Consider the following 21499-nt stretch of genomic DNA (forward strand, 5'->3'; position numbering starts at 1 on the left):
GATCCTGACAAATAGACGTATGATGCAACAAGTGGAGCCGTATGGATAAATCGCATGTCGGAATGGCGAGGGCCGGCGGCAAGGACGGTTCCCGCACATCCAAGAAAAGTGAAACGTCGTTCACAATTTCGTCGTATGTAGTCATGTAAGCTTGACAGGATATGGACCTACTTGAGAGGAGGGAGGGAGTTGGAAGGATTATTCATCGCTTGCTTGGTTGGCGGCATCCTTTACGCTGTGGTCAGCGTCATTTTCGGCGATGTGCTCAGCGAAGCGCTCGACGGCATGCTGGATTTCCTGTCGATGGAGAGCATGTCCTGGCTTCAGCCAATGACGCTGGTCGGCGGCATTACGGCTTTTGGGGGCGCGGGGCTGCTGCTCACCCGTTATACGGCGATCGGCGCCTGGGCGGTTGTGTTAATCGCTCTGTTGTCGTCGGTCGTCATCGGGATCAGCGTTTATTTTCTGTATGTGAAGCCTATGCAGAACAGTGAGAATTCGAGCGGTTTCTCGTTTCAGGAGCTCTCCGGCAAGATCGCCGAGGTGCTCGTGCCGATCCCCGCTAGCGGCTATGGAGAAGTGCTGCTGCGTGTGGGTTCGGCCGGCGTGACCAACCAGATCGCCGCCAGTCATGACGGCGAGCCCATTCCTGCGGGCAGCAAAGTCGTCGTCGTCGAGGTTCGCGATCATACGCTCTATGTATCAAGGCTAGATTTGTAGACTCATGTTGTGTCGGAAGCAGATGGAAGAGGCAAAGTAGAGAGGAGAAATGAGATGGAGGAGTATTTGGTTATCCCCGCAATCGTTGTTGGGGTTATCGTAGTATTGGGTCTGGCTTTTTGGGCCCGCTTCAAAACCGTAAGTCCAGATGAGGCGATGGTCGTCACCGGCTCGTTCCTTGGTTCCAAGCACACACTGGTGGACGAGAGCGGGCGCAGGATCAAGATCGTCCGCGGCGGCGGCGCATTCATCCTGCCGGTCTTTCAGAAGGCCGAGTTCCTGTCGCTGCTCTCGCATAAGCTGGATGTATCGACACCCGAGGTCTACACGGAGCAAGGCGTCCCCGTCATGGCGGACGGCGTGGCCATCATCAAAGTAGGCGGCTCCACCGAGGACGTCGCTACAGCAGCCGAGCAATTCATGGGCAAGCCTACAGAAGAGCTCAAGAGTGAAGCGCAGGAAGTGCTCGAAGGTCATCTGCGGGCAATCCTCGGTACGATGACGGTCGAAGAAGTATACCGCAACCGCGACCGCTTTGCCCAAGAGGTGCAGGGGAATGCTGCGAAGGATCTGAAGAAGATGGGACTGCAGATCGTCTCCTTCACGATCAAAGACCTGCGCGACAAGCACGGTTATCTAGATGCGCTCGGCAAGCCGCGGATCGCGATCGTCAAGCGGGATGCCGATATTGCCGAGGCTGAGGCGATCCGCGATTCGCGGATTCAAAAGGCCAGAGCCGAAGAAGAAGGGCAAAAGGCCGAACTGCTGCGCGATACGCATATCGCGGAGGCAACGAAGGACAAGGAACTTAAGGTCGCTTCCTTTAAACAAGAACAGGATACCGCCAAAGCGGGAGCGGACCAGGCTTATGCCATCCAGGAAGCCCGCGCTAAGCAGAGCGTCGTCGAAGAGATGATGAAGGTAGAACTCGTCCGCAAGGAGCGGGAGATCGACCTGGAGGCCAAGGAAATCCTGCGTCGCGAGAAGCAATATGATGCAGAGGTGAAGAAGAAGGCGGATGCTGACCGGTATTCCGTAGAGCAAGCGGCAGAGGCTGATAAGGCCAGACGGATGCGTGAGGCTGATGCGGTGCAGTACCGGATCGAGACCGAAGCGAAGGCGAGCGCAGAGCAGAAACGTCTCGAAGGTCTGGCGCTGGCGGATGCCGAGCGCGCCAAAGGTACGGCAGACGCAGAGGTCATCCGGGCCCGCGGTCTGGCGGAAGCAGAGGCCAAGGAGAAGCTGGCCGAAGCGTTCGAGAAATTCGGCGAAGCGGCGATCCTCGATATCATCGTCAAGATGCTGCCTGAACTGGCCGGCAAGGTGGCCGAGCCGATCAAGGGTATCGACAAGCTGACCGTTGTCGATACTGGCAATGGCGAAGGAGCGGCGAGAGTGAGCAACTATGTCACCTCCCTCATGGCCACCGCGCCAGAGATGCTGAAGAATGTCTCCGGCATCGATGTGGAGGAGCTGATCAAAGGCTTCACCTCCAAAGCGATCCCGGCTGCCGACAACGGCACTGCGGCTGGCAATTCTCGCAAGAGTCTGGCTGCAGAGCGAAGAGCGGCGGAAGCAAAGGAAGCAGAAACTTCGGAGCCACATGAGAACGGCGAAGGCGCTTAAGCTGTAAAGCTGTTCCTGAGCCTTCAATAAACGGCCGGCCGCCGCAAGGGGCCGGCCGTTGGTATAAATAACCCCGCAAAGTGCGGTTTGGCTTCGAAGCGTACTCAGGTACTTTGGGGGGCCGGAAACATATACGCTATTAAGTATAAAAAAAGACCGGGAACGGGAGAGATCCGTTCTCGGTCCGATGAATCCGACAGCTGCAATTAGCGGCTGTAGAATTCGACGATTTGCTTCTCGTCAATCTCTTGCGACAGCTCAGCGCGTTCTGGCAAGCGGATGTACTTGCCTTCCATGGCCGTATCGTTGAACTCCACATAGTTCGGCAGATGATGACGGCCTTCCATCGCTTCTTTGATCGCTTTCAGGCTGCGGCTGCGCTCGCGCAAACCGATTACGTCGCCAACGGATACGGTGTAGGACGGGATATCAACCTTCTTGCCGTTAACAGTCACATGACCGTGAGCAACCAGTTGACGCGCGCCAGCACGCGTATTGGACAGGCCAAGGCGGTATACCAGGTTGTCCAAACGGCTCTCCAGGAGGAACATGAAGTTCTCACCGGCGATACCTTTGAGTTTGTTTGCTTTGTCAAACAGATTGCGGAATTGCTTCTCGTTCAAACCGTACATATGACGGAGTTTTTGCTTCTCTTGCAGCTGAATGCCATATCCGCTCAGCTTTTTGCGTTGGCCGGGGCCATGCTGTCCGGGAGGGAACGGGCGTTTCAGTTCTTTGCTGTTGCCGCCGAGAGCGATGCCGAGACGACGGCTCAGTTTGAATTTAGGTCCAGTATAACGTGACATGCGGTAGTAGCTCCTTCTTCAAATGGGATTTTGAAAATGGGTCTATTGTTTCGCCGGACGCTCCCTGTGACGCTGCAATCAAGCTTCGTCCTGGCAAGCTTTTCAGCCGCTGGCTTGCCAGCGGAAGACATCCCTGAGGGTGACACAAAACCGTAATCCCTATATTCATCAATAAATTTTATCCATTCCACAGGCTTTTGTCAAGCATAGGAAAACACAAACGGCGACTGCCAGCCGATCGATTGGTCCTGCTTCACGCTTTTTTACTAAAAATGAATCAAAAGTCCTTGTTTTTGGTTTGTAAACTAGTGCAATATTCATGGAAATCGAGTATGATGAAAGGAGATTATTGCGGACGGTTATTCGCACCAAGGAGACAGGCAATACAAGGGCAGACAACATACTGCGAAGAAGCCGATAAGATGCAGGACGGAGGTGCAGCGTTATGATCAACAAGGTCCGCCCGGCGGATGCGATCGTTCAGTCCGGCAGTCAGCGCGGCAGGAAGGAAGAGCTGGAGCATTGGCTGGCAGGTCATCATATCTCTGCAGCCGATGTGCCTTACTTGGCACCACTTCTAATCGACAGCTTCGACACATGGAAGGCGGATTCGTCTTCTATGTCTTATCACCAGGGAGCACTGATAGTCCTGCTTGATCACGAAGGACGGCAGCTCGCTGCCTGCGGCCACACCGGCCTCGAGGCAAGCGAGGAAGACGAGGCGGTGCTGGGATTGCTGTTGTCTGCAGTAGCGGAGGTGCTTCGAGGACCGTTCGCAGGTGCCGATGCAGGAGAAGTATATATACCTGCCCTTATCAGCGGGTCATGTCAGATCACTGTCATATCCGTATTCGACAAGACGGGAGCGGAGCGGCTGGCCATGATCGGCTTTGCCTATAAGCAGGGTTCCAGCGCGCCTTCACCAGATACGCTGCAGTCGGCTGTCTTGCATTATAGGGCTTGTTTCTATCAGCGCTGTGAGCGGTTTTTTATAGCGGATCTTATGACATATCACGAGAAGCTTGAGAGGGAGATGCACAGCAGGGAGGCGCTTTTTTCTGCTACCAAGAGGCTGCATGACCAGATCGATGTCACATCCGTCCTTCACGAGATCATGCAGACGGTAGAGACGCTTTACTCTCATTACCAGGTAGATCTGTATCTCTCGCAGGATTATGTGCATGTGGACACCAGGGTCAAGCCGCTGCTGTTCAGGCACGGTTCGGATGACCTCTGTGCCAGGGCTTTCATGGAAGGGCGTCCAGTCACTGAATCCAAAGACGGAGCGGGCTCCTGCATGGCTGTGCCGATCCGGGGCAAGCAGGCGGTATACGGGGTGCTGCTGCTGACCTCCGTACAGGCTCATTCGGAGTTTGGGGAGCTCTCGGGACTGACGATGCTGGCGGACACGGCAGGTACGGCCTTTGAGAATGCCAAGTTGTACGAGCAGTCCAATGTGTTGATACACGAGCTGCAGCTGATCAACGAACTGACCAAACGGTTGAACCAGTCGCTTCGCCCCAAGGAGATTTTCCAGTTCGCCACTACGGAATTGCTCGAGATTTTCCATGCCGATTACTGCTGTCTGCTGCAGAAGAGCAAGGACAGCGGTCAATTCGTCGTCATGTCCTGCAATCATCAGGAGCTTGGAGGCGAGCGTTTTCCAGGCGATTACGGGTTTAGCAGCGTTGTATACGAGACCAAAGAACCGCTGATCATCTCCGACTACCATGACGAGCATCCGGTGGCGTCGCGGTTGATGGAACTGACCGGTTCGCGGTCGCTGATCGCCGCGCCGATCGTTGTCGGGACGGAGGTTGTAGGGGTTATTCTGGTGGCTCACGGCAATTCCAATTATTTCTCCTATGACAACTACAAACTGTTGCAGGTGCTCTCAAGCCACATCGGATTGGCCATCACCAATGCTTCGCTGCATGCCGAAGTCCGCCATATGGTGATTACCGATAATCTGACTGGACTTCGGGTGCGGCACTATCTCAATGAACAAATCCAGCAGCGCCAGCGCAAAGACCGCTGCGGATCGCTGATCGTCGTCGATATCGATCACTTCAAGCAGGTGAACGATACATACGGCCATCAGGTGGGAGATAAGATTCTCAAACAGGTCAGTGAGATTATCCGCGCGTGCATCCGCGACAGCGATATCGCGGCCCGCTGGGGCGGTGAGGAGCTGGCTGTATACCTGCCCAGAGTCAATACCGCCCAGGCTTACCGGATTGCGGAGCGTATCCTGTTGCAGGTGGCAGCCGAGACGCATCCGAAGGTAACGATCTCTTGCGGAGTGTCCGAATGGACGTGGGAGGATGACAAGATCAGCGTCGAGTCGTTGTTCTACCGGGCGGATATGGCGCTGTATGAGGCCAAGCACAACGGCCGCAATTGCATACGCCTGGGCTGAGCCTTGCACTTCCAGATGAGGCAGTATCCAGCCTTCCAGTCGCTGCCCAGCGGCCTGGAGGCTGGCTTAGGGCTGGCCGCCAAGAAACTTGTGCCGGGAGGAGGTGCAAATCCCCTCCAAACATGATACGATGTAAGCGCAAGCATATGAGCAAGGAGGCATCTGTGCGTGAGAGATCCAAGATTGATGAAGCTGGCGGAGAATCTGGCATGCTATTCTATCGAGGTGCAGCCTGGCGACAATGTGCTGATCGAAATGACAGGGCCTGAGCATGAGCTGCTGAAATGTCTCATCGAACAAGTCGTCGCCCGCGGTGGCAGGCCATTCGTCGAGACGAGCGACCGTGCGGTGCTGAGAACGCAGCTGATGCATGCCGACAGGGAGCAGATCGAGCTATGGGCTGAGCTGGATCTTGCGCGGATGAAGAAGATGCAGGGTTACATAGCGATCCGGTCCGGCGCCAACGTCAATGAGCTGGCCGATGTGCCGCCGGAGAAGATGAAGCTCTATGACCAGGTGTATCGGCACCCGGTCCACCTCGAACAGCGGGTCAAGCATACCAAATGGGTCGTCCTGCGCTATCCTAACGATTCTATGGCTCAGTTGGCAGGGAAGAGCACGGAGGCGTTTGAAGATTTTTATTTTGATGTGTGCAATCTCGACTATGCCCGGATGGATGCTGCCATGGATCCGCTCCGCGATTTGATGGCGGCCACCGATCGGGTGCGGATCGTGGCGCCGGGAACCGATCTGTCGTTTTCGATCCGGGGCATCGGCGCCAAGAAGTGTTCCGGGCATCGCAATATCCCCGATGGCGAGGTGTTTACTGCTCCGGTGAGGGATTCCGTCCAGGGGAAGATCGCGTACAATACGCCTAGCGTATACGGAGGTTTTACTTACGAGGAGGTAAGCTTCACCTTCGAGCAGGGACGGATCGTGGAGGCAACCTGCAATGATTCCAAACGGATCAATGATCTGCTCAGCAGCGACGAAGGTGCGAGGTATATCGGCGAGTTCAGCCTGGGCTTCAATCCTTATATTCTTCATCCGATGAAGGATACGCTGTTCGACGAGAAGATCGCCGGCAGTCTGCATTTCACCCCGGGGCAAGCCTATGAAGAGACGGACAACGGCAACCGCTCGTCCGTGCACTGGGATCTGGTGCAGATCCAGCGGCCGGAGTATGGAGGCGGCGAGGTTTATTTTGACGATGTGCTGATCCGCAAGGATGGCCGTTTCGTGCTGCCGGAGCTAGAAGGCCTTAACCCCGAAAATTTGAAATAACTTAATAGAGGTTGTTCAAAAAATTCGCTGCCCATTACGAAGTATTTCAGAGAAGTGGATTCGACATCGAATCTTGAATGCATGATAAACTTCCGGTGCTCACGTAGCCTTAACTACGCTCCGCTCCTCAGTTTCTCCTGCCTCCAATCTTCTCGGTGCTGAACTCCGAATTTTTTGAACTGAAATTTTTAAAGTTGATCAAAATTGAATAAACCTCTAAAGAAGATTGCAAAATGACTCTTGCTGGTTAATGGAATTGCAAGTATGATGGATGTAAGGTTTACCAGACTGATATTTGGAGGGATTTTCATGTCTAACAACGCAGCAATCGTAGACATCTCACAAACCGCTAATCGTTTCCGGTCTTCAATTGTGCTCCAAGCCGAAAACAAATACATCGACGTGAAGAGTATCCTCGGATTATTCACGACTCTGGTTAGTGGCCATTCTTATGAACTGCATGTTCATGGCCCGGACGCCGATGAAGCCAAGGCAGCGATGGCCGAAGTATTTGCCAAGCACAACCTCAACATTGCAGTTTTAGAAGATTAGTCGCATTTATGGATATGGACCGAAAGCGCCCGCTAGCATACAGTGGGCGCTTTTGATGTTTTGTCCTTGTGTATTGCGGCGATTTCGTCTAATATAAAAGGTATAGAAGACGGCGAACGACGCGCACAAGGGGGAGTACCATGTCTTCATCGGATGTTATGGAGCATTTGCATCACAAGGCGCTTCATCTTCTGCAGGAAGATGCGAACAAGATTGAGAAGCTGATCGAGGTGCAGATGGAGAATCTGACCACCCGCAAATGTCCGCTGTACGAGGAGGTCCTCGATACGCAGATGTATGGTTTCTCTCGGGAAGTAGACTTCGCAGTGCGTGCCGGATTAGTCCCTGAATCCACAGGAAAGCAGATATTAAGCAAGCTTGAGCGCAATCTGGCACAACTGTACGAGGCAATGAATGTCAATGAGTAGTCTCTATCCTGAGGCTGCTTTTTTTTGCTTATGCCGCTGCATGCCGTGACAGGGAATGCAGGGGTTACATGTGTAAATTTTAACCAGTCTGTAACAGTACTCAGCTTGCTTTCCTGTACAGCGTTCCAGTACAATATAGCTATAGATGGAATGAACAGAGGAGTGAACCCAATGACCGAAGACCTTCAAACCGGTATTATTCGTATCTCCGATGATGTAGTCGCGACGATCGCCGGACTCGCAGCACTCGAGACGCCAGGAATAGCAGCGATGTCGGGCGGGATCTCCGAGGGATTGGCCAAGAGACTGAGCGGCAAAAACGTACAAAAGGGCATTTCGGTCGAAGTAGGACAGTTGGAGGCAGCTGTGGATCTTCGGGTCATCGTACAGTACGGGATTCCGATCCAGGAAGTGTGCCGTCAGCTGCAGCTCAATGTACACGAGGCGGTGAGCAATATGACAGGGCTCAGCGTAGTGGAGATTAATGTAAAAGTGGAAGGTGTGGCCTTCAGGGAAGAGGAACTGGAGGATATCCAGCGGCTCAAGTAAAGGCAGGCCCAGTCGCCGCGTTGAATAAGCAGAAATAAGACAATGCCCGGGAAGGCTGATCGCTTCCCGGGCATTGCTGTTTGCTCTAGGATGATGAGCGGTTGTTTCGGAATGAAGACGATTGCTGGAGCGGCCGGCCCGCGAAGCGGGAAGTATTGGACTTGGTCTGAGCCGGACGGTTCGCTTCCCTAGAGATACTGAGCAGGATCCCCATCGAAGCGAGCGAGACCAGCATGGAGGAGCCTCCGTAGCTAATAAAAGGCAGGGTCACGCCGGTGACCGGCATGGCGCCGATAACGCCGCCAATATTAATCACTGCCTGGATCGCGAACAGACTGACGATGCCGACGCCGACCACGGTGCCGTATACATCCGGACAGCGCAGCGACACGAGCAGGCCGCGCCACAGGAAGAACAGGAAGAACAGCAAGAACAGGGTGCTGCCGAGAAACCCGAACTCCTCGCCGATGACGGCAAAGATAAAGTCATTGTAGGCAAGCGGCAGATAATGCAGCTTCTGTACGCCATTGCCCAGCCCTACTCCGGCAATGCCGCCGTGTCCCAGCGCATAGAGGGAATTGACGAGCTGCCAGCTTGCGCCCTGCGGATCATGGAAGGGATCCAGGAACGACACGAAACGGTCGATCCGGTATTGCCAGGAGCCCGGGTCGGCGGCATAGGCGATGCTCACAATAAGAGCAACTACGCCAGCTACGACAGCCCCGGATAAAAACACCTGCTTCAGATTGGACCCGCCGGCGATAATGATCGCCGCTGCACACGCGGCAAGGATAATAGCGGCTCCCATGTCGGGCTGCAGCATGATCAGCCCGCACATAATACCAACCACAATCATGACTGGAAGCAGACCGCGTTTGAACTCGCGGAATTTCTCGCCTTTTTTGGTAATCAGGCGGCCTAAGTAAAGGATGAGAGCGAGCTTGGCAAACTCTGTCGGCTGAATTCCCATCGAACCGACGCCAAGCCAACTGCGAGCACCGTTGCGCAGATCGCCGATGAACGGCACCAGCGCAAGCAGGATGATCACAGGAATGAAATACAGGATGAAGCCTTTCTTGAAAAACTGGTAACGAAAGTTCATCAATACCAGCATCAGGAACGTGCCCAGCCCGACCCATACAATCTGACGTTTCGTGAAGTACAACGCATCAAAATTGTAGCGTTTGTCGATGACAGCGATATTGGAGCTGGCACTGAACACCATCACCAGTCCAAAGCCGACAAGCACGAATGTCATGGCGAGTAGCAGAAAGTCCGGTCTGCCCTTTGGACCGGTCTGCAGTTTATTCATAAGGATCCGGTCAAAGCGTTACTCTCACTTAAGAAAGTAACTTCTTTAAATCTTGGAGTCGTTGTGTGGCCGTATTGAGAATCGGCTGCGGCACCGGAGACTCGTATTCCACACCGTGCGGGAATGTGGCCCGTCCGATATAGATAGACTCCACGGCCAATACAGCATAGGGCGATTCCAATTTGCCTTCGACGGCGCGGGTATTAATGCGCAGGAAGTATTCGGCCTTGCCGGCGCGATCCTCAAGCTTCAGATCATAAGTGGCGCGGTAGTACTCCCACTGCCACCGCACGAAGCCGAGACGCTCGGCCGAGTCGTCCAAATGCGATAATTCGCTAGTCATGCCATTCAAGCCTGTATTCTCAATAATCATGGATATCCTCCTTCAAGTGCCTAGCCATATTCTCTATTCATGATAGTATGTTTCTTTTGCCAGTGCAAGCATGCACCGCAAGTGCGCCGAGCGCAAATCGTGAACGTTTTACGAACATCAGGATACGGAATATGCCGGCGGCTACTTTCGCTTGATTTGTTTTTTCTGGTAGAATAGATGACATGAGACGAATGACGGAGCTGAGCCTGGCCCGTATAATGCTGCGCAATCGGCTTGTTATTCCGAGGAGGAGGTATACCCATGAGCGCAACTAAACAAAGGGAAGAAGCGCTGCAATTGCTCTATCCCCAGATGGTCGAATGGCGGAGACATCTGCACCGGCATCCTGAGGTATCCTATCGGGAGAAAGAGACGGCTGCCTATATCGCTGCAATCCTGCGCGATCTCGGGTGCGACGTCCAGACAGATCTGGGAGGTCACGGGCTGATCGCCACGATCGACGGGTCCGGGGATGGTCCTACGGTTGCGCTGCGGGCGGATATCGACGCGCTGGCGATCCAGGATCAGAAGCAGGTAGACTATGCCTCTCAGGTGCCCGGCGTGATGCATGCATGCGGCCACGACGCGCATACGGCGACGATGCTGGGCATCGCCAGCTACTATATGCGGCATCGAGACTCGCTGGCAGGTCGCCGGCGACTGCTGTTCCAGGCGTCGGAGGAGATCTCGCCGGGCGGTGCGCTGCCGCTCATCGAGCATGGTGCCCTCGAGGATGTCGACGCTGTGTATGGCGTACATCTGTGGACACCGCTCGCTTACGGCCAAGTCGCATCCAGGGAAGGGGCGCTGATGGCGGCAGCGGACGAATTCACGATCGAGATCATCGGCAAGGGCGGGCATGGCGGCTTGCCGCATGACACGATCGACGCGATCGTCGTCGGCAGCGCGCTTGTGACGGCGCTGCAGACGATCGTCAGCCGGCAGGTCAATCCGCTTCAACCGGCGGTTGTAACGATCGGCACCTTCCAGGCGGGCAGCGCGAACAATGTCATCGCCGGCCATGCGCTGCTCAAAGGAACCGTGCGTACCTTCGACTCCCATACACGCGAGGATATCCGAGAGCGGATCGAGCAGATGGTGGAGCGGATCTGCGGCTTGTACGGCGCGGGAAGTCGATTGGATTATCGGATGGGATATCCGCCCGTCGTCAATGATGCCGAAGAGGTGCGGAGATTTTTCCGGGTCGGAGCGGAGGTGCTGGGCAGCGATGCGACCCTGCAGGCATCCATGGTCATGGCGGCCGAGGATTTCTCGTATTATCTGCATCACAAACCGGGCTGCTTCATGTTCGTAGGTGCGGGCAACGAGGAGTTAGGGGCACGCTATGCCCACCATCACCCCATGTTCGATCTGGACGAGCGGTCGATGCTGATCTCTGCCCGCTTGATGACTGCGATGGCCGAAGACTATGCGGCGGAAAGGCGCCCGCAGCTTGGATAAGGGACATCATTTGCAAAAATAGACGATAAACTCTCCAAAAAACGGCATAAACAGGCCGTTTTTTTTTCATACTGACTTATAACAGGGAGGCAGGAGGGCGCCTGACAGGGCGGGATCTGCTCCTCACAAGTCAGGAGGAACCGTATATGGAACTGCAAATGCAAGGACCGCTAATCATTCAGTCGGACGGTACGATCCTGCTGGACAACCGGATGCCCGGGTCGGAGCAAGCGGCGGAGGTGCTGGCCGGATTTGCCGAGCTCATCAAGCGTCCGGGCGATCTTCATACGTACCGCATCTCGCCGCTATCTGTATGGAATGCGCTATCCGCCGGGGCGAGCGGGCCGCAGCTTATGGAATGGCTCGCCGCCTTCAGCAGATACGAGCTGCCGGCAACCGTAGAAGCGGATATGCAGAGGTGGATAGACAGGTACGGCACTCTGCAGCTTGTTAGGCAAGGCGATCAGTTGCTGCTTCAAGGAAAAGCGGACGACACACTGCTCGCGGCTTTTGACAGCGCCCCCTTGCGTGACATGCTGGACTCTCATGAAGCGGCAGGGGGACGATGGCTGGTCGATGCGGCACAGCGTGGGAATCTTAAGCAAGAGCTGATGCGGATCGGCTATCCGGTGCTTGACGAAGCTGGATATCATGAAGGAGAAGCGCTCCAGATCGGATTGAGGGAGCAGTCGCGCACCGGCTCTCCCTTTGCGCTGCGGGACTATCAGGAGCATGCAGCCCGACTCTTTGGACGGGAGGGCAGCGGCGTGATGGTCCTGCCATGCGGAGCCGGCAAGACCATCGTCGGTATCGCTGCGCTGGCCGAGCTCGGCTGCGCCGCTCTGATCCTGACCTCCAATACTACTTCGGTCAGCCAGTGGCGTCGCGAGCTGCTGGACAAGACGACGTTGGGCGAGGCCGACATTGGCGCCTACGCCGGTCGGCAGCGCCAGGTACGGCCGGTTACGGTAGCCACCTATCAGATGCTGACGCACCGGTCGGCCGGCCAGGCCGACTATCCCCACATGCGTCTGTTCAGGGAGCGCGACTGGGGTCTTATTATCTATGACGAGGTGCATCTGCTGCCTGCGCCGGTCTTCCGGATGACTGCAGGACTGCAGGCGACGCGGCGGCTCGGGCTGACGGCAACACTGGTCCGTGAAGACGGCTGTGCCGAGGATGTCTTCTCGTTGATCGGGCCCAAACGCTATGAGTTGCCCTGGAAAACGCTCGAAGCTCGCGGAGACCTGGCGGAGCTGGCCTGTCATGAAGTGCGCGTCCCCCTCTGCGCCTCGCAGGAGGTGCGATACGCGCAGGCGGGAGCGCGGGCAAGATTGCGGATCGCGAGCGAGAATCCGGGCAAGCTGCCGGTGCTGGCCGAGCTGCTCCGGCGCCACGGTGAGACGCCCAAGCTGGTGATCGGCCAGTATCTCGACCAATTAAAGACGGCGTCCGGCCTGGTGAAGGCGCCGCTGATTACGGGGCAGACGCCGCACGAGGAGCGAGAGCGGCTGTACGCGGCCTTCAAAAGCGGCCATGTGAAGACGTTGATTGTATCCAAGGTCGCCAACTTCGCCGTTGATCTGCCCGATGCCGCAGTAGCGATCCAGATCTCCGGCAGCTTCGGCTCGCGGCAAGAGGAAGCCCAGCGGATCGGACGTATTCTGAGACCGAAGACCGGCGATAACCGGGCGTGGTTCTACAGTATCGTTACCGATGAGACGAGAGAGACCGAATTTGCCTTGCGTCGCCAGCTATTCATGGTAGAACAAGGCTATCGCTATCAGTTGGTCCGGTGGCCCCGGCCGCAGGCACTCCTGGACGAGCAGGAGCAGAACCGCCCGCATACCGGCTTAGGCTTCCGCAAAGGGACCGGCTCATGAAGCTGGCTGAGATCGCCGGGGAGACCACGCCAGCAACTCTACAGCGTCTGAGCGAGCACCCGGTATGGGCGTGGGCGACGGGGCGCGAGCTCGGATGGCTGGAGGCGCAGCGGTCGCCGGAGGCAGTAGCGGCAGCGTGCCAGGCCCTGCCCCGGGTAGCTCAGGATGTACTGTCGCTGATCGTCAGCCGATTCCGAGCGGAGCACTTTACAGCTGAGCAGCTGCTCCGCGAAGCGTCCGATTGCTCTTGGTCCGGAACAGAGCTGCGCCTCGGATTGGGCACGCTGCACAGCTGCGGGATCGTCTGGGCCCGGCAGGCGGGCTGGGGAGAGCAAGCCTATCTGCTGCCGGAGACGACCTTCCCTCTGTGGGTACGCGAGCTGTGGCCTCTGGAGCCGGATCCGATACCGGCGCAGCTTGCAGTGACAAGAGCTCCCTCCAGACGGCTCTCCGGCCTGCTGAGCAGCGAGCTTGTCCATGCAGTCGCAGCTCTGACGGACAGCGGCCTGTCCTTCACGCGCAGCGGCGTGCTGCCCAAGCGCACGCTTCAGCGCATGGAGCGGCAGCTGCAGCTTCCCCGGGACGCGGTGGAGGGACTGCCTTTGCTCCGGGACCCGCAGCCGGCCAGTTATCCGCCGACGATCTCCTGGGTGCTTGACTTGTGTATCGCATACGGCTGGCTGACTGCCTGCGACAGCGGCTATGCCTTTGACCGTGCAGCCTGGCTGGACTGGCTGGATCAGGGCCCGCAGCAGTGCGAGAGCGGGTTGGTCCGGATGCTGCTTGAAGAGTGTGCGCTCGGTTCGGAGAGGCTGGCACATCCAGCCGCAGCCGTAGCTGGGCAAGCGAGCGGCGTGTGGTACGCTGCCGAGGCGCTGTCGGACTGGGTGTCGCGTGCCGGGCGGGTAACCCTGCTGGCGGCAGAAGCGAGCTGCCGGGAACTGCTCGGACGTATGAGCGCGCTGGGTTGGGTGGAGCTGGGCAGTCTGGCCGATGGCAAGCCGGTCTACCGGATACTCGTCCAGGCCGCTCCGGAGTATGGAGATATTGCAGCAAGTGAGCCGCTGCGCATCCTGCCCAACGGAGATCTGATCGCAACCAGAGAGGCATCGCTTCGCGCCCGGTGGGTGCTGGAGTTGACGGCGGAGCGGGTCAGTCATGATGTGGTCACTGTGTACCGGATATCGGCTGCTTCCATAGAGCGGAGTCGCAGACAGGGCTGGACGGCCGAGAGCTTGATCGAGGCGTTGGAGGCCGCTGCTGATCAACCGCTGGAGCCCGCTTATGCATCGCTGCTCAGGGAATGGGATGCGGCCGCGAGCTCATCCGGCAAGCGTGCCACGGCGGATGTGCATGTAACTGCCGGTCCCCGAGACGGAGCGTTGCCTGTGGTCAGTCGGAGCGAGCCGCCTGGCTCCAGGCCGCTGTTGCAGCCTTGCGGCAATCCCACCATAGAAAGCATCTTGCCTGATCTCCCCCGACTGCCGACAACCTGGAAGAACCAGATGCGCCGCTATCATCCTTCGACAGCCAGAGAGATTGTCGAGGCGGCCCTGCAGCGGGGACTGCCGGTGCAGATCGGCCGGGAACACCGGCTTGACGTCCTGATTCCGGAGCTTGTACAGGATGGCGAGGACGGCTGGACCGTATATGGGCGCTTGCGTCAAGAGCAAGAGGGTCAGGTAGAGCGAGTACGTCTGGGACCGGAAATGTGGGAGGAGATGCAGCTTCTGCTGCCTTCGCTGGTATGACAATAAAGCGCTCTACTTTTTGTAGCATTTCGTGGTATGATAGAGATGTAGCATCGGTGCTACGAGGAGGAGGAGTGGATGGATGCTCACAGTAGAACAGCAGAAGTCTGCAGCAATCGGTCTTGAGACGGATCGCGGGACTTCACTCGACATGGGCGCATTGCTGCTGCAGGCCTATGAATTGGGAGATATGATCAATGCTTCGGCCCCGGTGGCCGACTATCTATACTGGAAAACCGCGGTTGCGGAGGATGAGCAGGCTCAGGAGCTCGTCATCCAATTCCGCAAAGCCAAGGAGCTGTTCGCCGAGTGCGAGCGGTTTGGACGCTTCCACCCCGACTATCACGAGGCTCGTGATAAGGTCAAGGCGATCGAAGCGAGACTGGACGAATTGCCGAGCGTTCAACGCTTCAAAGCTGCGGAGCAAGAGGTCGACGATCTCCTGTACGAGATGTCAAAGCTGATCGCGGAATCGGTGTCAGACACGATCAAGGTGCCCGGCAACGAGCGCGGGGGCAGCGGCGGCTGCGGCAGCGGCGGATCCTGCTCCTGCGGCAGCGGCGGCTGCGGCTAAGCGCCAAGGGCCGGCGCCGCAATGCGCCGGTCCATCATTACCGGAGGAGGGAAGATCTATGTTCTCGGAACGGACGGGATATATCGTCTGGGTCAGCGATCTGAAGGCGGCGAGAACGCTGGACAAATACGGATCGGTTTATTACATGTCCCGCAAGCTGCACTACGTGGTGCTCTATATGGATGCAGCCCGGGCGGAGGATACGATTCGCAACATTCAGCGCCTCCCATTCGTCAAAAAGATCGAACGCTCTTATCGCAATGAGCTGAAGACTGAATATAATTCCAATATGGAAGACAAAACACGTTTTTACTCGATTTGACTCGATTTGACTCGATTTGCTAGGCCTTGTTTCCTGGATATTTCTCCGCTAATGCCACGATCCGTTGGAATTATGCGGTATTCGTGGTAGAATGAATAGGTATATATACCCGCTTTTACAGCCTGTTTCACAAGGGGGAGTGGATTCGAGATGAAAGACAAAACAACCGAAAGATGGAATACATATGAATCATTTCATGTCGTGCTCGGTGATAAAAAAGTGGCGGATGTCGTCATCACGAATCACGCGAAGATCCGTTGGGCGGACAGGGTAGAAAGTGAAAAAACCGGCTTCGAGGATATTGCAGGGTTTATATGGGAGAGCCTCAAGCAGGGAAGGGTTGAATCCTATTACCGCAATGAAGAGGATGTCTACTTGATCGACGATGATCTCGTGTTCGTCGCCGAGTTCGCCAAGCTGGAGCGTGAGACGGATCTGGTCGGCAACCCGCTCCACAAAATGATTGTTGTGACCTTTCTGGGTCGAATGTCGGAGACGATAGAACTGCGTGACCTTAAGTCTTACTATTCATGGCTGCGCCATTCCAGACGCATGACCCTCATTAAGAACAGCCGCAAACGTAAGTAATCCGAGGATTCATCTGTCATGATGCAGGCACGCCTTTTGTCGGAGGCGTGTTTTTTGTTGCGTGGATAGGGTTTGGCCATTCTGGATAACCTTTGATTGCGCGTCGCGGCTTTGTCTAACCTTTGATATAATGAGCAAGAACAGAAAGGATGAACCGCAATGGCTCTCAATTTTCACCAGCTCCATATTTTTTATACAGTCGCCGAGCGGGGCAGCTTCTCGGCAGCCGCTCAGGCGCTTCATATGACCCAGCCGGCGGTGACGATGCAGGTGCAATCGCTCGAGGATTATTTCGGCACGAAGCTGCTGCATCGCTCGACCAAACGGATCGAGCTCACAGAAGCGGGCAGCGCGCTGATGCCGTATGCCCGGCGGAGCATCGAACTGATCCGCGAGACTGATGCCTCGATGTCCAGATTTACCAAGCAATTGAAAGGCAGACTCCAGCTGGGCTCCTCGCTGACGATCGGAGAGTATATTCTGCCTCGGCTGCTCGGCCCATTTGGTCGCGAATATCCGCATATCGGGATCAGCTTGAAGGTTATGAATACGGCGCAGATTATGGAAGAGATCCTGGGCCATCAGTTAAACTTCGGGCTGATCGAGGCGCCGATCAATCATCCGGATATGCATATGGAAGCGGTGCTGAGTGACGAATTAAAGCTGGTTGTCGCGGCGTCGCATCCGTTGGCGTCGGCTTCGGAGGTGTCGATCCAGGACGTGATGCAGTACCCTGTGGTGCTCCGGGAGCAAGGCTCCGGCACCCGGCTCGTCATGGAGGACGAACTGAGGCGGCGCGAGATTGATCCCGGAACACTCAAGATCGTCATGGAGCTGGGAAGTACCGGTGCAGTGAAATCAGCCGTTGAGGCCGGTCTTGGCGTCTCATTTCTGTCCAGTTCCTCGGTCAAGCATGAGGTGTCGCTAGGCCTGATTCGCATCGTCCCTATCGTGGATGTGCAGTTTAAACGCCAGTTTTATTCCATCTACCTGAAGTCGGCGCTCCTCCCGATCTCGGCGGTAACGTTTCTAGCCTTCTTGCGTGAGCGGGATCTTCAGCAATGGCTATGACGCGGGCAGACCTGCATGTGCACACAAACGCTTCGGACGGTCTGCTCTCCCCCGCCTCTGTCGTCAGACGGGCTCAGCGCGCGGGGCTTGCCGCCATTGCCATCACGGACCATGATACGATGGCTGGCGTCCGCGAGGCCCTTCAGGAGGGCAAGCGCTCCGGTATCCTGGTCATTCCAGGGGTAGAGATCAGTACAAGCTGGGATGGCAAAGATATTCATGTGCTCGGATACGCTCCCGATTGGCAGGAGGAGCGCTGGCAGGAGCGGCTCCGGGGCTTGCGCGCGGGGCGCATGCAGCGTAATGAACGGATCGTGGCGAAGCTGGCAGAGCTTGGGGTGCAGATCACGATGGCGGAGGTGCTGGCTGCAGCGGGCAAGTCAGGTCTGGATGAGACGGTGGGCCGTCCTCACATTGCCGCGGTGCTGCTGGAGAAAGGGGTCGTAGCGTCGATGAGGGAAGCCTTCGATCGCTATCTGGCCGACGGGGCCGCAGCCTATGTCGCGGTCCCCAAAGTGACGCCGTTCACAGCGGTCGAATGGATCAAAGAGGCCGGGGGGATCAGCAGTCTTGCCCACCCCGGGTTATATCGTGAAGACCGGCTGATCCGGCCATTGGTCGAGGCCGGTCTGGACGGCATTGAGGTCAGTCATCCCGATCACAGCCCGGAACAGGAAGCGCAATATCGGACATTGGCCGAGGAATACGGTTTGATCGCAACGGGAGGCTCGGATTTTCACGGCGAGCGGCAAGGCAGCGTCTTTCACGGCGAGCTCGGATGCTGCACGGCGGGCCTGGAAACCGTAGCCCAGCTCCAGCGAGCGAGGAGGCAGGAACTATGAAGGAGCGAGTATATACGATAAAGGAGGTGGCTGCGCAGACAGAGCTGTCGACCCAGCTCATCCGCAAATGGGAGGAGCGGTATCAGGCCGTGACGCCCCAGCGGATGCCTAATGGTTACAGGGCCTACAGCCGGCAGGACATCGATACCCTGCGCCAGTTGAAGCAGCAAGTGGACCAGGGGGTACCGATCGGCATGGCCGTGATGGAGCATGGCCGGGAGAGATCGCAGCAGGCACACGATTATACGGCAGGGTCGACAGGCCCTAAGCTCGGGTGCGTGCCGGCGTATGACGGCCCACCGGACCTATGGGAAGAGCCGATTCGGCAGTTGATCGAGGCGATCGAGCAGATCGATACGGAGCGGGCTCGGGCAGTTTATGACCGATACATTCAGGCGTACCCGGCCGAGCATGTGCTGATGAATATCCTCGAACCGGTTCTTGTTGAACTCGGAGAGCGCTGGCAAAGCCGCGCCATATCGGAATATCAGGAGCATTTCGGCAGTCACTTCATCAGAGATCACATTTTGACCTTGTGCAGCCTGTTTCGTCCGCAGCCGGAGCATCCGCTGCTCGTGACGGCTTGCGGACCCGGGGAGAGGCATGAGCTGGGCATATTGTTTATTGGCTTTTTTGCCAGACAGCTCGGCTACAGAGTGGTCTACCTAGGAGCCTCTCCTGCTGAGAAAGGAATCTTTGATTGTCTGGACGATCTGCATCCGGCGGCGTTCACCTTCAGCTTTTCTTCCGAGCGGCGGTTGGGACAGGCTGCAGCATTCCTGCTTGAGCTGGACCGGAGGATTGCTGCCGTATCGCCGGGTACGCTGGTTTTCATCGGCGGCGCAGGCGTGCACGCTTCTGGTTTGCATCCGGGTACTCAGGCAGTGCATCTCATCCATGGAGACGGTAAACAGGCGATGCGGAAGGTGCATGACATGCTCCAGCCCGCCTGGCGTTGAAGCCAGGCGGGCTGGGCGATTCCGCCTGGGGGCGGCAGGTCAGGTCAACGTAGCAACGGGAAGAGCTTGGATACGCTGTTCGTCCGGAGTGACGAACAGCGTTTTTTGATGATCATAGATGACGAATCCCGGCTTGGCGCCGCTGGGCTTGCGCACATGCCGGATCAGCGTATAATCGACAGGCACCTGGCTGGAGCCCCGCGCCTGGCTGTAATGGGCGGCAAGCATCGCCGCCTCTTCGAGGGTGGCTTCGCCAAAGCTGCCGCCGCGGATCACGACGTGGGAGCCAGGGATGTCCTTGGTATGCAGCCAAGTATCGGAGGAAGCGGCGAGCCGGTTGGTAAGATACTCGTTCTGCGTATTGTTTTTGCCGACCAGGATACTGATTCCTTCAGAAGACGTATAGGAGAGCAGAGACGGGCGGGCCGGCTTTTTCTTTTTGTTCGTCCGTTTGCTGCGGTCCCGCAAGTAATGCTGCTCCACCAGCTCCTCGCGGATCTCCTCGATATCAGCCAGCGATGCGCTGTCCAGCTGCTGCAGCAGCGACTCCAGATAGCGGATCTCCTCCCGTGCCGATTCCATTTGGCTTGCAGCCATACTGAGGCTGTTTTTTGCTTTGTTGTATCGTCTGAAGTACCGCTGGGCGTTCTCGGAAGGGGTCAGCTGCGGATCGAGCGCGATCCGCACCATGCCGCCGGCTTCGTCGTAGTAGTTGACTACCTCTGCCGCTTCATCGCCTTTATTGATCTGATGCATGTAAGTGGTAATCAGTTCACCCAGCACCCGGTACTTGTCCGCATCCCTGGCTTCCTCGATCGTTTCCGCGAGCTTTTCCAGCTTCTTGATATTTTTGGCTTTCTCATTGCTCAGGAATCGCAGCAGATCCGAGACCCGCTGCTTGACCGTATCCCGCTGCGCTTTATCCCCGTAGTAAGCTTCCAGACACGCACTCACCTTATCGTAAGCGGCAGTTTCCCGGCCCAGATGCGAGAGCGCCGTGACCGCAAAGACAGCGCGGCCTCGGCTGTCTTCGAAGATAGCCGGCGCGTAGCGATGATCGCGGAAGTCTTCCATCATCCTGTCAAACACCGGCCACAAGGTGGTGGACAGCAACTCGTTGTCCGCATCTCCGGCAAGACCGCTCCGGTAGACGAGCTCCCGGGCGAGCAAGGGACTGATACCGCTGAAGGCATCAACGAGACGCTGGTGCAGCGGACCATCGGCGGGTGCTGCCTCAAGGTGGGAGAGCATCGCTTCAGCCGACGTTACCAGCAGTGGATTGGCCTTGCGCTGGTCAGGCGGCGGGACATAGGCCGCACCCGGCATAACGATGCGGTGGCTGCTGATCGCCGGCGTCACATGATGGATGCCGTCATGGATGAGGCCGTTGTCCTGATCGATCAGCATGATATTGCTGTGCCGCCCCATCAGCTCGATCACCAGCGTCCGGAGCATCATGTCGCCGAGCTCGTCCCGACGCCGGATCGTCAGATGGAGGATCCGCTCATTGCCGATCTGTTTCACCTGCTCGATGATGCCGCCCTCGCAATATTTGCGCAGGAGCATGCAGAACATCGGTGCTTCTTTGGGATTGGTATAGGTATGCTGAGTCCAGTGTACCCGTGGATAGGTAGGATTTGCGGACAGCAGCAGCTTGCCCTGGGCTCCGTTCCCTCTGATCTGCAGCACCAGGTCGCGAGCGGAGGGCTGGTGTATTTTATGAATGCGGGCGCCGATACAGCCCTGCAGCTCTGCCGCAATGGCGCGCGTGACGATGCCGTCTAATGCCATATTTACGATTCTCCTTCTTGGACAATTAAAAATTGCAATGCTTCTATCATGCCATAGTTGACCCAAAAACTTAAGCCCTGCCGGTGATAAATTACGGTTTGTCCGAATACATTAGGCCAAGAAGGGCTGTCCGAAGACGCGCTGAGGAAGCGTTCGCGGACCGGCCGGACGAAGCGGGAGGGAGACTA

Annotated in this window: 20 protein-coding genes; 16 read left to right on the forward strand and 4 right to left on the reverse strand. The window is 56.8% G+C overall.

All coding sequences use genetic code 11. The annotated features are described in order from the left end of the window. Nucleotides 1–189: 189 nt before the first annotated feature. Complete coding sequence (locus tag ABC336_RS28365; protein WP_413241856.1) at nt 190–720, forward strand: NfeD family membrane protein; 531 nt, start codon at nt 190–192, stop codon at nt 718–720. 54 nt (nt 721–774) lie between these two features. Beyond that, complete coding sequence (gene floT / locus ABC336_RS28370) at nt 775–2346, forward strand: flotillin lipid rafts scaffold protein FloT (RefSeq protein ID WP_413241857.1); 1572 nt, start codon at nt 775–777, stop codon at nt 2344–2346. Between the two features lie 206 nt (nt 2347–2552). On the opposite strand, the gene rpsD is transcribed toward floT, so the two are convergent. Continuing rightward, on the reverse strand, nt 2553–3152 hold the full coding sequence (gene rpsD / locus ABC336_RS28375) for a 30S ribosomal protein S4 (RefSeq protein WP_413241858.1): 600 nt from the start codon (nt 3150–3152) through the stop codon (nt 2553–2555). A gap of 445 nt (nt 3153–3597) precedes the next feature. On the opposite strand from rpsD, the gene ABC336_RS28380 reads away from it, so the two are divergent. The 5 genes from ABC336_RS28380 to ABC336_RS28400 all read left to right on the forward strand — a co-directional run bounded on the left by ABC336_RS28380 (nt 3598) and on the right by ABC336_RS28400 (nt 8384). After that, on the forward strand, nt 3598–5571 hold the full coding sequence (locus tag ABC336_RS28380) for a diguanylate cyclase domain-containing protein (protein ID WP_413241859.1): 1974 nt from the start codon (nt 3598–3600) through the stop codon (nt 5569–5571). A gap of 168 nt (nt 5572–5739) precedes the next feature. Beyond that, on the forward strand, nt 5740–6855 hold the full coding sequence (locus ABC336_RS28385; RefSeq protein ID WP_413241860.1) for an aminopeptidase: 1116 nt from the start codon (nt 5740–5742) through the stop codon (nt 6853–6855). Nucleotides 6856–7164: 309 nt separating this feature from the next. Continuing rightward, on the forward strand, nt 7165–7407 hold the full coding sequence (locus ABC336_RS28390) for an HPr family phosphocarrier protein (RefSeq protein WP_413241861.1): 243 nt from the start codon (nt 7165–7167) through the stop codon (nt 7405–7407). Nucleotides 7408–7547: 140 nt separating this feature from the next. Beyond that, complete coding sequence (locus tag ABC336_RS28395; protein ID WP_413241862.1) at nt 7548–7835, forward strand: Fpa/YlaN family protein; 288 nt, start codon at nt 7548–7550, stop codon at nt 7833–7835. 171 nt (nt 7836–8006) lie between these two features. Further along, the gene (locus tag ABC336_RS28400) at nt 8007–8384 is read left to right on the forward strand and encodes an Asp23/Gls24 family envelope stress response protein (protein ID WP_020615386.1); all 378 of its coding nucleotides are present in this window, start codon (nt 8007–8009) and stop codon (nt 8382–8384) included. Nucleotides 8385–8469: 85 nt separating this feature from the next. On the opposite strand, the gene ftsW is transcribed toward ABC336_RS28400, so the two are convergent. Together ftsW and ABC336_RS28410 are read right to left on the reverse strand one after the other, a co-directional pair. Next, complete coding sequence (ftsW, locus tag ABC336_RS28405) at nt 8470–9696, reverse strand: putative lipid II flippase FtsW (RefSeq protein WP_413241863.1); 1227 nt, start codon at nt 9694–9696, stop codon at nt 8470–8472. A 28-nt stretch (nt 9697–9724) separates the two neighbouring features. Beyond that, nucleotides 9725–10069 carry a YugN family protein gene (locus ABC336_RS28410; protein WP_413241864.1) on the reverse strand — a complete coding sequence of 115 codons (345 nt, stop codon included), beginning with the start codon at nt 10067–10069 and terminating at the stop codon, nt 9725–9727. A 261-nt stretch (nt 10070–10330) separates the two neighbouring features. Between ABC336_RS28410 and ABC336_RS28415 the strand changes: the two genes are divergently transcribed. The 9 genes from ABC336_RS28415 to ABC336_RS28455 all read left to right on the forward strand — a co-directional run bounded on the left by ABC336_RS28415 (nt 10331) and on the right by ABC336_RS28455 (nt 19520). Beyond that, nucleotides 10331–11530 carry an amidohydrolase gene (locus ABC336_RS28415; RefSeq protein ID WP_413241865.1) on the forward strand — a complete coding sequence of 400 codons (1200 nt, stop codon included), beginning with the start codon at nt 10331–10333 and terminating at the stop codon, nt 11528–11530. A gap of 146 nt (nt 11531–11676) precedes the next feature. Then, nucleotides 11677–13413, forward strand: coding sequence for a DNA repair helicase XPB (locus tag ABC336_RS28420; protein ID WP_413241866.1), 1737 nt, complete (start codon nt 11677–11679; stop codon nt 13411–13413). Then, on the forward strand, nt 13410–15164 hold the full coding sequence (locus ABC336_RS28425; RefSeq protein WP_413241867.1) for a helicase-associated domain-containing protein: 1755 nt from the start codon (nt 13410–13412) through the stop codon (nt 15162–15164). Before ABC336_RS28420 ends, ABC336_RS28425 begins: the two co-directional genes overlap by 4 nt. An 82-nt stretch (nt 15165–15246) precedes the next feature. Beyond that, complete coding sequence (locus ABC336_RS28430) at nt 15247–15738, forward strand: YlbF/YmcA family competence regulator (RefSeq protein WP_413241868.1); 492 nt, start codon at nt 15247–15249, stop codon at nt 15736–15738. A 58-nt stretch (nt 15739–15796) separates the two neighbouring features. After that, the gene (locus ABC336_RS28435; RefSeq protein WP_413241869.1) at nt 15797–16060 is read left to right on the forward strand and encodes a YlbG family protein; all 264 of its coding nucleotides are present in this window, start codon (nt 15797–15799) and stop codon (nt 16058–16060) included. 150 nt (nt 16061–16210) lie between these two features. Then, on the forward strand, nt 16211–16648 hold the full coding sequence (locus ABC336_RS28440) for a hypothetical protein (protein WP_413241870.1): 438 nt from the start codon (nt 16211–16213) through the stop codon (nt 16646–16648). 159 nt (nt 16649–16807) lie between these two features. Further along, the gene (locus ABC336_RS28445) at nt 16808–17719 is read left to right on the forward strand and encodes a selenium metabolism-associated LysR family transcriptional regulator (protein WP_413241871.1); all 912 of its coding nucleotides are present in this window, start codon (nt 16808–16810) and stop codon (nt 17717–17719) included. After that, nucleotides 17710–18561 carry a PHP domain-containing protein gene (locus ABC336_RS28450; RefSeq protein ID WP_413241872.1) on the forward strand — a complete coding sequence of 284 codons (852 nt, stop codon included), beginning with the start codon at nt 17710–17712 and terminating at the stop codon, nt 18559–18561. The genes ABC336_RS28445 and ABC336_RS28450 overlap by 10 nt, the downstream gene beginning before the upstream one ends. Then, nucleotides 18558–19520 (forward strand): MerR family transcriptional regulator, encoded by a 963-nt coding sequence (locus tag ABC336_RS28455; protein WP_413241873.1) that lies wholly within the window; start codon nt 18558–18560, stop codon nt 19518–19520. Before ABC336_RS28450 ends, ABC336_RS28455 begins: the two co-directional genes overlap by 4 nt. A 39-nt stretch (nt 19521–19559) precedes the next feature. Here ABC336_RS28455 and ABC336_RS28460 read toward each other — a convergent pair whose 3' ends face one another. After that, nucleotides 19560–21311: an Rqc2 family fibronectin-binding protein gene (locus tag ABC336_RS28460; RefSeq protein ID WP_413241874.1), complete on the reverse strand. Its 1752-nt coding sequence runs from the start codon at nt 21309–21311 to the stop codon at nt 19560–19562. Between the last annotated feature and the right edge of the window lie 188 nt (nt 21312–21499).

Origin of the sequence: Paenibacillus jepli (genome assembly GCF_047238105.1) — a bacterium.
Taxonomy (GTDB): Bacteria; Bacillota; Bacilli; order Paenibacillales; family Paenibacillaceae; genus Paenibacillus_D.

Excerpts from the sequence above, each read along its gene's own strand:
- floT (WP_413241857.1), top strand. The coding sequence starts at position 775 with ATGGAGGAGTATTTGGTTATCCCCGCAATCGTTGTTGGGGTTATCGTA.
- rpsD (WP_413241858.1), bottom strand. The coding sequence starts at position 3,152 with ATGTCACGTTATACTGGACCTAAATTCAAACTGAGCCGTCGTCTCGGC.
- ABC336_RS28380 (WP_413241859.1), top strand. The coding sequence starts at position 3,598 with ATGATCAACAAGGTCCGCCCGGCGGATGCGATCGTTCAGTCCGGCAGT.
- ABC336_RS28390 (WP_413241861.1), top strand. The coding sequence starts at position 7,165 with ATGTCTAACAACGCAGCAATCGTAGACATCTCACAAACCGCTAATCGT.
- ABC336_RS28395 (WP_413241862.1), top strand. The coding sequence starts at position 7,548 with ATGTCTTCATCGGATGTTATGGAGCATTTGCATCACAAGGCGCTTCAT.
- ABC336_RS28400 (WP_020615386.1), top strand. The coding sequence starts at position 8,007 with ATGACCGAAGACCTTCAAACCGGTATTATTCGTATCTCCGATGATGTA.
- ftsW (WP_413241863.1), bottom strand. The coding sequence starts at position 9,696 with ATGAATAAACTGCAGACCGGTCCAAAGGGCAGACCGGACTTTCTGCTA.
- ABC336_RS28410 (WP_413241864.1), bottom strand. The coding sequence starts at position 10,069 with ATGATTATTGAGAATACAGGCTTGAATGGCATGACTAGCGAATTATCG.
- ABC336_RS28415 (WP_413241865.1), top strand. The coding sequence starts at position 10,331 with ATGAGCGCAACTAAACAAAGGGAAGAAGCGCTGCAATTGCTCTATCCC.
- ABC336_RS28420 (WP_413241866.1), top strand. The coding sequence starts at position 11,677 with ATGGAACTGCAAATGCAAGGACCGCTAATCATTCAGTCGGACGGTACG.
- ABC336_RS28425 (WP_413241867.1), top strand. The coding sequence starts at position 13,410 with ATGAAGCTGGCTGAGATCGCCGGGGAGACCACGCCAGCAACTCTACAG.
- ABC336_RS28430 (WP_413241868.1), top strand. The coding sequence starts at position 15,247 with ATGCTCACAGTAGAACAGCAGAAGTCTGCAGCAATCGGTCTTGAGACG.
- ABC336_RS28435 (WP_413241869.1), top strand. The coding sequence starts at position 15,797 with ATGTTCTCGGAACGGACGGGATATATCGTCTGGGTCAGCGATCTGAAG.
- ABC336_RS28440 (WP_413241870.1), top strand. The coding sequence starts at position 16,211 with ATGAAAGACAAAACAACCGAAAGATGGAATACATATGAATCATTTCAT.
- ABC336_RS28445 (WP_413241871.1), top strand. The coding sequence starts at position 16,808 with ATGGCTCTCAATTTTCACCAGCTCCATATTTTTTATACAGTCGCCGAG.
- ABC336_RS28450 (WP_413241872.1), top strand. The coding sequence starts at position 17,710 with ATGGCTATGACGCGGGCAGACCTGCATGTGCACACAAACGCTTCGGAC.
- ABC336_RS28455 (WP_413241873.1), top strand. The coding sequence starts at position 18,558 with ATGAAGGAGCGAGTATATACGATAAAGGAGGTGGCTGCGCAGACAGAG.
- ABC336_RS28460 (WP_413241874.1), bottom strand. The coding sequence starts at position 21,311 with ATGGCATTAGACGGCATCGTCACGCGCGCCATTGCGGCAGAGCTGCAG.